Consider the following 7739-nt stretch of genomic DNA (forward strand, 5'->3'; position numbering starts at 1 on the left):
GGTCGCTCTTGTTCCGTTCGCTCACGAGCCGTGCCTCAGTCCCAGAGTCCCTGGATCCGCATGACGCCCGCGAGCAGGCACATGAAGGACCCGATGCCGAGCAGGACTATGACCCCGCGGGGCATCTTCTGCTTCGAGAAGGAGTAGACGCCGCCGGCCAGGAACAGGCCGACGACGATCAGGATGGTGCTGAGGCCGGTCACAGTGCGCCCTTCGTGGAGGGGAGGATGCCGGCGGCGCGCGGGTCGTGCTCGCTGGCGTAACGCAGGGCGCGGGCGAGCGCCTTGAACTGGCACTCCACGATGTGGTGGGCGTTGCGCCCGTACGGTACGTGGACGTGCAGGGCGATCTGCGCCTGGGCGACGAAGGACTCCAGGATGTGCCGGGTCATCGTCGTGTCGTACGTGCCGATCATCGGCGCCATGTTCTCCGGCTCGGTGTGCACCAGGTACGGCCGGCCGGAGAGGTCGACGGTGACCTGGGCGAGCGACTCGTCCAGCGGGACGGTGCAGTTGCCGAAGCGGTAGATGCCGACCTTGTCGCCGAGGGCCTGCCGGAACGCCGCGCCGAGCGCGAGGGCGGTGTCCTCGATGGTGTGGTGCGTGTCGATGTGCAGGTCGCCGTCGGTCTTGACGGTGAGGTCGAAGAGCCCGTGCCGGCCGAGCTGGTCGAGCATGTGGTCGTAGAAGCCGACCCCGGTCGACACGTCGACCTTGCCGGAGCCGTCGAGATCGATCTCGACGAGCACCGAGGTCTCCTTGGTGGTGCGTTCGACTCTTCCTACGCGGGCCGCGCGAGTCATGCGTCGTGCTCCTTCTTCAGTTCGCGTACCGCGTCGAGGAACGCGTCGTTCTCTGCCGGGGTGCCCGCGGAGACCCGCAGCCATCCCGGTACGCCGTTGTCCCGGACCAGGACGCCCCGGTCGAGGATCTGCTGCCAGACCGTGTGGCTGTCGGGGAAGCGGCCGAACTGGACGAAGTTGGCGTCCGAGTCGACGACCTCGTAGCCCAGTGCGCGCAGCTCCGCGACGATCCGGTCGCGTTCGCCCTTGAGCCGGTCGACGTACGCGAGCAGCGTATCGGTGTGCTCCAGGGCGGCGAGCGCGGTGGCCTGGGTGATGGAGGACAGGTGGTACGGCAGGCGCACCAGCTGGACCGCGTCCACCACCGCCGGGTCGGCCGCGAGGTAGCCCAGGCGCAGTCCGGCGGCGCCGAACGCCTTGGACATGGTGCGCGAGAGCACCATGTTCGGCCGGCCCTCGATCAGCGGGAGCAGCGAGGGGCGGTGGCTGAACTCGCCGTACGCCTCGTCGACGACGACCATCGACGGCTTGGCCGCCTGCGCGGCCTCGTACAGCGCGAGGACGGTGTCGGCGTCGACGGCGGTGCCGGTGGGGTTGTTGGGCGAGGTGATGAAGACGATGTCGGGGCGCCGCTCGGTGATGACCCTCCGGGCGGCCTCGACGTCGATGGTGAAGTCCTCGTTGCGCGGTCCGGAGATCCAGCCGGTGCCGGTGCCGCGGGCGATGAGGGCGTGCATGGAGTACGAGGGCTCGAAGCCGATCGCGGTGCGGCCGGGGCCGCCGAAGGCCTGGAGCAGCTGCTGGAGCACCTCGTTGGAGCCGTTGGCCGCCCAGACCTCGGCGGGGCCGACCTCGTGCCCGGCGGTGCGGGTGAGGTAGCGCGCCAGTTCCGTACGGAGCTCGACGGCGTCCCGGTCGGGGTAGCGGTTGAGGTCGCGGGCGGCCTCGCGGACCCGCTCGGCGATCCGGTCGACGAGCTCCTCGGGCAGCGGGTAGGGGTTCTCGTTGGTGTTCAGCCGTACGGGCACGTCGAGCTGCGGTGCCCCGTACGGCGACTTGCCGCGCAGTTCGTCGCGGATCGGGAGGTCGTCGATGCGGGTGGTCCCGCGGGGGGTGTTGCCGTGCGTCACTGCTGCGGAACCTTCCAGCCGAACCTGGCCTTGAGCGCGGCGCCGTGGGCGGGGAGGTCCTCCGCCTCGGCGAGGGTCACGACGTGGTGGGCGACGTCGGCGAGCGCGTCGCGCGTGTAGTCGACGATGTGGATGCCGCGCAGGAAGGACTGCACGGAGAGCCCGGACGAGTGGCAGGCGCAACCGCCCGTCGGCAGCACGTGGTTGGAGCCCGCGCAGTAGTCGCCGAGCGAGACCGGGGACCAGGGGCCGACGAAGATCGCGCCGGCGTTGCGGACCCGCTGGGCGACGGCGGCGGCGTCGGCGGTCTGGATCTCCAGGTGCTCGGCGGCGTACGCGTCGACGACCTTGAGGCCGTCCTCCAGGTCGTCGACCAGGACGATCGCGGACTGGCGGCCGGCCAGCGCGGGTTCGATCCGGTCGGTGACGTGCTTGGTCGCGGCGATCTGCGGCTTCAGCTCGGCCTCGGTGGCGTCGGCCAGCTCCGCGGAGTCGGTGACCAGGACGGCGGCGGCCATCGGGTCGTGCTCGGCCTGGCTGATCAGGTCGGCGGCGACGTGCACCGGGTCGGCGGTGGAGTCCGCGAGGATCGCGATCTCGGTGGGGCCGGCCTCCGCGTCGATGCCGATGCGGCCCTTGAGGAGGCGCTTGGCGGCGGCGACGTAGATGTTGCCGGGGCCGGTGACGAGGTTCACCGGGGGGCACTCGTCCGTCCCGTACGCGAACATCGCGACGGCCTGGGCGCCGCCGGCCGCGTACACCTCGTCGACGCCGAGCAGGGCGCAGGCGGCGAGGATGGTCGGGTGCGGCAGGCCGTCGAAGTCCTTCTGCGGCGGGGAGGCCACGGCGACGCCCTCGACGCCCGCCTCCTGGGCCGGTACGACGTTCATGACGACGGACGACGGGTAGACGGAGCGCCCGCCCGGTACGTACAGCCCGACGCGCTCGACCGGCACCCACTTCTCGGTGACGGTGCCGCCGGGGACGACCTGGGTGGTGTGCGTGGTGCGGCGCTGCTCGCGGTGGACGAGGCGGGCGCGGCGGATCGACTCCTCCAGGGCGGCCCGGACGTCGGGGTCGAGGTTCTCGGCGGCCTCGGCGATCGCCTCGGCCGGGACACGGATCGATTCGAGCCGTACGCCGTCGAATTTCTCCCCCCACTCGATCACTGCCGCGGAGCCGCGATGGCGTACGTCCTCGCAGATCGGCCGCACCGTCTCCAGGGCGGCTTCCACGTCGAACTCGGCACGGGGCAGCAGGTCGCGCAGGGCTCCGCCTTCGGGGAGGACGTCGCCGCGCAGATCGATTCGAGAGATCACACCGCAATTCTCGCAGACCGTCTCCGGCATCCGGTCTTCCGTATCACTGGCTGATACGTGTTCTGGACTCCTTCCGGACGTCCTCGATGACTGATGGCGTTCACCTCGTCACTCAGCGGGAAGAACAGCTTGGAAGTGGAAGGGGGAATCGTGACCGAGCCGCACGACGGTGATTTTCCGGATGGTCTCAGCGCGGCCGAGCTGGGCATGTGGCAGTCGTTCCGGAACGGCAGTACCTACGATCTGCGCGCCCGCGACCCTGCGCGGGACGATCCGTTCGCGCCCCGGACGTGGGGCCCCGAACGCAGCGTGGACGGGCGCGTCGTCGCCCGGCTGCTGCTGTCCGGGCCACCGCCGAGGCCGGGCCGGGTCGCCGCGCTGAAGCTGCGGGGCGTGCGGATCACCGGGACGCTCGATCTCGCGGGCGGGCAGGTCTCGCCGTACGTCGAGATGACCGGCTGTCGCTTCGAGAACGAGGTGGTGCTGCCCGAGTGCCACTTCACGACACTGCGGATCGTGGGCTGTGCGATGCCCCGGCTGGAGGCGGCCCGGCTGCGGACCGAGGGCGATCTGCACCTGCCGCGCTGCCGGATCGAGCGCGGCATCCGCCTCACCGACGCCCAGATCGGCACCGATTTACTGATCAACCAGATCGAGATCGGTCCGGACCGGGGCGGTCGCGCCCTGGCCGCCGACGGGCTGTCGGTCGCCCAGGACCTCCAGGCGGAGCTGGTGGAGGCGCGCGGCGAACTGAGTCTGCGCGGGGCGAAGGTCGGCGGTTCACTGAGCCTGCGCGGCAGCCGGCTGCGGGGCAGGGACGGGCGGCGCGCGCTGAACGCCCCGCAGCTGACCGTGGAGCGGACGCTGTACATGAGCGAGGCGTGGGTGAGCGTCGACACCGGCGTCCAGGGCACCACTCCCCCGTTCGGCATCGCCATGGCGTCGACCCCGGCGAGCGGCACCCGGTCGCAGACCTTCGAGTGCCGCGGCGGGGTGCGGCTCGACGACGGGCGGTTCGGCGACGCGGTCGACCTGCACAAGGCACGGTTCGTGCTGGGCCGGCACGAGGAACTGTCGCTGCGCCGGATCGTCACCCCGGAGCTGCGGTTCAACGCGGAGCGGCCGGAGGAGGGCCGGGTCGTGCTGAACGGCGCGAAGGTGGTCACGCTGATCGACGTGTCGACCAGCTGGCCGGGGCCCGGCGGCCTGGCGATGGGCGGTTTCGTGTACGAGAACCTCGTCCCGTACGGACACTTCCCGCTCTCCCGGCGCCTGGAGTGGGTGGCGGCGGCGACCCCGGAGTACGTGCCGGAGCCGTACGAGCGGCTCGCGACGGTGCTGCGCAACTGCGGGGAGGACGCGGACGCCCGCGAGGTGCTGCTGGCCAAGCAGCGGCGGCGGCGCGAGACGCTGCCGCTCGCCGCGAAGCTCTGGGGCTTCCTGCAGGACTGGGCGGTGGCGTACGGCTACCGGCCGGGGCGGGCGGCGGTGTGGATGGCGTTGCTCTGGGCGGCGGGGGCGCTGGCCTTCTCCCGGCAGGTGCCGGCGCCGATCAAGCCGGACGAGCATCCGCAGTGGAACGCGCCGCTGTACGCGCTGGACCTGTTGATCCCGGTGATCAACCTGGGCCAGGACGGCTACTGGCGACTGGAGGGCGGCTGGCAGTGGGCCGCGGCCGTGCTGGTCCTGCTGGGCTGGATACTGGCCACGACGGTCGCGACGGGCGCCACCCGGCTGCTGCGCCGGGGCTGACCGGATTCCGGCCACGGACGGGCCGGCCGCCGATGGCCGGCCCGCCCGGAACACCTTGTGCGGCACGTCCCGCGCGAGGGTTCCGGGCCGTGGTCGAACGCCCGGACGGGCCACGTCCGCAACATCGGACAGCACCGGCCGCAGCAACGGGAACAAGCCAGTTTCCGCACTTTCCTTTACTCTTTCTTGACCCGGTCGAATACAACCCCTTCACTCGGCACCAAAGCTTCACAGCGCACCTCTGGCGCCGCCCCGACCAGCGCTTTTCAATGGTCTGCACCATGCCATTCCTCCGCGCTCTGCTCCGTACCGCGGGCCTGTTCCGGCGCTCCCCGCAGGGCTCCGCCGGACTGCCCGCGGACGACACGGTGCTGCTCGACGCCCCCGACGAGCGGCTCTCCCCCGCACTCGTCGCCGCCGCCCTCGGGGAGTACGGGCCTGCCGCGAAGCTCCTCGCCACCACCCGGGACGGCGCCGAGTGGGAGAACCGGGACCGCTACCTCGTCCGGCTCGTCGCCTTCGCCCGCAGCCGCGACGGCTGGCTGACCGACTGGCTCGCCGCCGCCCCGCACGACCCGGACGCCCTGCTCGTCAAGGCGCAGCTGGCGGTCCGCCGGGCGTGGGAGTCGCCCGCCAGGAGCGAGCAGCTGCGCGAGGTGGGGCCGCTGATCACCGCGGCGGCCGAGAGCGATCCGCGCGACCCGGTGCCCTGGCGGCTCGCGCTCGACCACGCGCGCGGCACCCACGCCACGCACACCGTGTTCGAGGCGCTGTGGGAGCAGGCCGTGCGGCGCTCCTCGCACCACTACGGCTGTCACGTCGCGGCGCTGCGCTACCTCTCCGCGGCCTGGTACGGCTCGCACCGCGAGTGCTTCGACTTCGCCGAGCGGGCCGCCGAGGACTCGCTGCCCGGCTCGCTGGTCCAGGCGCTGCCGCTGCGGGCCGCCTTCGCCCTGCTGGTCGAGGGGCCCGGCGCGCGGACCACCTCGGTGCAGGAGGAGCGGATCGACGCGGCGGCGGATCTGGCGATCACGCTGTCCGCCTCGTTCGCGCCGGGCGACCCCTGGCCGGCCGAGGTCCGCAACCTGCTGGCGTTCGTGCTGGTCGCCCGGGGCCGCTGGGCCGAGGCGCTGGAACAGTTCCGGCGGATCGGACCCCACGCGGCGTCGTTCCCGTGGTCGTCGGTCTCCGACGATCCGCTCGGCCGGTTCCTGGAGGCGAGGGACGACGCGCGGCTCCGGGTGGCCTGCGGAACGCTTCTGCCGGACCGGGCCGACCGGGGCCGGACCCGCGGCCATTACGCTTGAGCGTTGTGACCACCGCTCGCCTGCCCCTGTTCCCGCTGAACGTGGTGCTGTTCCCCGGCCTCGTACTGCCGCTGAACGTCTTCGAGGAGCGTTATCGCGCCATGATGCGCGAGCTGCTGAAGACCGACGAGGACGGACCCCGGCGCTTCGCCGTGGTCGCGATCCGCGACGGCCGCGAGACCGCCCCGACGGCCCTGGGCATGCCGGACGAGGTGAACGCCACCGCCGGGCGCGGCCCCGCGGACGGCTTCGGCCCCGACCCCGTGCAGTCCTTCCACCGGGTCGGCTGCGTCGCCGACGCGGCGAAGATCCGGGAACGGCCGGACGGCAGCTTCGAGGTCCTCGCGACCGGCACCACCCGGGTCAGGCTGCTCTCCGTCGACGCGAGCGGCCCCTTCCTGACGGCCGAGCTCGAAGAGCTGGACGAGGAGCCCGGCGAGGAGGCGGGGGCGCTCGCCGAGGGCGTGCTGCGGGCCTTCCGCAGCTACCAGAAGCGGCTGGCCGGGGCGAGCGAACGCTCCCTGACCACCGGCGCGGAGCTGCCCGACGACCCGTCGGTCGTCTCCTACCTGGTCGCGGCGGCGGCCGTGCTCGACGTCCCGGCCAAGCAGCGGCTGCTCCAGGCCCCCGACACCGCCACCCGGCTGCGCGAGGAACTGACGCTGCTGCGCTCCGAGACCGCCGTCATCCGGCACCTGCCGTCGCTGCCCGCGGTGGACCTGACCCGCGCCCCGACCCACCCCAACTGATCCGGCCCGCCCGGCCGGCGACGAGCGACCCGAGGACCGTTTCCCCGTGGCGAAGAAGCCGAAGAAGCAGCAACAGTCCGGCGGTACCCCGGCCACGGTCGCCCTGACCGCGGCCGGCACGGCGTTCACCGTCCACGCCTACGACCACGACCCGGCGTCGGCCTCCTACGGCGAGGAGGCGGCCCAGGCCCTGGGCGTCTCCCCCGACCGGGTGTTCAAGACCCTCGTCGCGGACGTCGACGGCACCCTCACCGTGGCCGTCGTCCCGGTGGCCGGCTCGCTGGACCTCAAGGCCCTGGCCTCCGCGGTGGGCGGCAAGCGCGCCACGATGGCCGACCCGGCGGCGGCGGAACGCACCACCGGGTACGTGCGCGGCGGCATCTCGCCCCTGGGCCAGCGCAAGCGGCTGCGCACGGTGCTGGACGCCTCGGCCCGCTCCCACGCGACGATCTGCGTCTCGGCGGGCCGCCGCGGCCTGGAGGTGGAGCTCTCCCCCGAGGACCTGGCCTCGCTCACCGGCGCGGTGTTCGCGGAGATCGGCCGGGGCGCGTAGAGCCCCTCCGGCGGGGGGGGGGGGGGGGGGGGGGGCCCCCCCCCCCCGCCCCCCCCCCGCCCCCCCCCCCCGGGGGCCCCCCCCCCCCCCCCCCCCCCCCGCCCCCCGCCCCCCCCCCCCCGCCCCC

The 7739-nt window shown here is 73.0% G+C and carries 8 protein-coding genes; 4 read left to right on the top strand and 4 right to left on the bottom strand.

The genetic code is table 11. The features are described 5' to 3' along the window. Nucleotides 1-35: 35 nt before the first annotated feature. From ABZZ04_RS34200 to hisD, 4 genes are read right to left on the bottom strand one after another with little or no spacing between them, the layout of a single operon-like run. Nucleotides 36-203 carry a hypothetical protein gene (locus ABZZ04_RS34200; RefSeq protein WP_187438482.1) on the bottom strand — a complete coding sequence of 56 codons (168 nt, stop codon included), beginning with the start codon at nt 201-203 and terminating at the stop codon, nt 36-38. Continuing rightward, nucleotides 200-802 carry an imidazoleglycerol-phosphate dehydratase HisB gene (hisB, locus tag ABZZ04_RS34205; RefSeq protein ID WP_148834347.1) on the bottom strand — a complete coding sequence of 201 codons (603 nt, stop codon included), beginning with the start codon at nt 800-802 and terminating at the stop codon, nt 200-202. The genes ABZZ04_RS34200 and hisB overlap by 4 nt, the downstream gene beginning before the upstream one ends. Beyond that, nucleotides 799-1932 (bottom strand): histidinol-phosphate transaminase, encoded by a 1134-nt coding sequence (locus tag ABZZ04_RS34210; RefSeq protein ID WP_356936117.1) that lies wholly within the window; start codon nt 1930-1932, stop codon nt 799-801. Before ABZZ04_RS34210 ends, hisB begins: the two co-directional genes overlap by 4 nt. Then, complete coding sequence (gene hisD / locus ABZZ04_RS34215) at nt 1929-3251, bottom strand: histidinol dehydrogenase (protein ID WP_356936118.1); 1323 nt, start codon at nt 3249-3251, stop codon at nt 1929-1931. Before hisD ends, ABZZ04_RS34210 begins: the two co-directional genes overlap by 4 nt. 150 nt (nt 3252-3401) lie before the next feature. On the opposite strand from hisD, the gene ABZZ04_RS34220 reads away from it, so the two are divergent. The 4 genes from ABZZ04_RS34220 (at nt 3402) to ybaK (ending at nt 7612) form a co-directional block, all read left to right on the top strand. Then, nucleotides 3402-5003, top strand: a complete 1602-nt coding sequence (locus tag ABZZ04_RS34220) for an oxidoreductase (RefSeq protein WP_356936119.1) — start codon at nt 3402-3404, stop codon at nt 5001-5003. Nucleotides 5004-5272: 269 nt separating this feature from the next. Beyond that, nucleotides 5273-6310: a hypothetical protein gene (locus tag ABZZ04_RS34225; protein WP_356936120.1), complete on the top strand. Its 1038-nt coding sequence runs from the start codon at nt 5273-5275 to the stop codon at nt 6308-6310. A 5-nt stretch (nt 6311-6315) separates the two neighbouring features. Beyond that, nucleotides 6316-7059 (top strand): LON peptidase substrate-binding domain-containing protein, encoded by a 744-nt coding sequence (locus ABZZ04_RS34230; protein WP_356936121.1) that lies wholly within the window; start codon nt 6316-6318, stop codon nt 7057-7059. Between the two features lie 46 nt (nt 7060-7105). Then, nucleotides 7106-7612, top strand: a complete 507-nt coding sequence (gene ybaK, locus ABZZ04_RS34235; RefSeq protein WP_356936122.1) for a Cys-tRNA(Pro) deacylase — start codon at nt 7106-7108, stop codon at nt 7610-7612. Nucleotides 7613-7739: the final 127 nt, after the last annotated feature.

Origin of the sequence: Streptomyces sp. NPDC006435, assembly GCF_040612315.1 — a bacterium.
Lineage (GTDB): Bacteria > Actinomycetota > Actinomycetes > Streptomycetales > Streptomycetaceae > Streptomyces.

Coding starts and splice junctions, on each gene's coding strand:
- ABZZ04_RS34225 (WP_356936120.1), top strand. CDS start 5,273: ATGGTCTGCACCATGCCATTCCTCCGCGCTCTGCTCCGTACCGCGGGC.
- hisB (WP_148834347.1), bottom strand. CDS start 802: ATGACTCGCGCGGCCCGCGTAGGAAGAGTCGAACGCACCACCAAGGAG.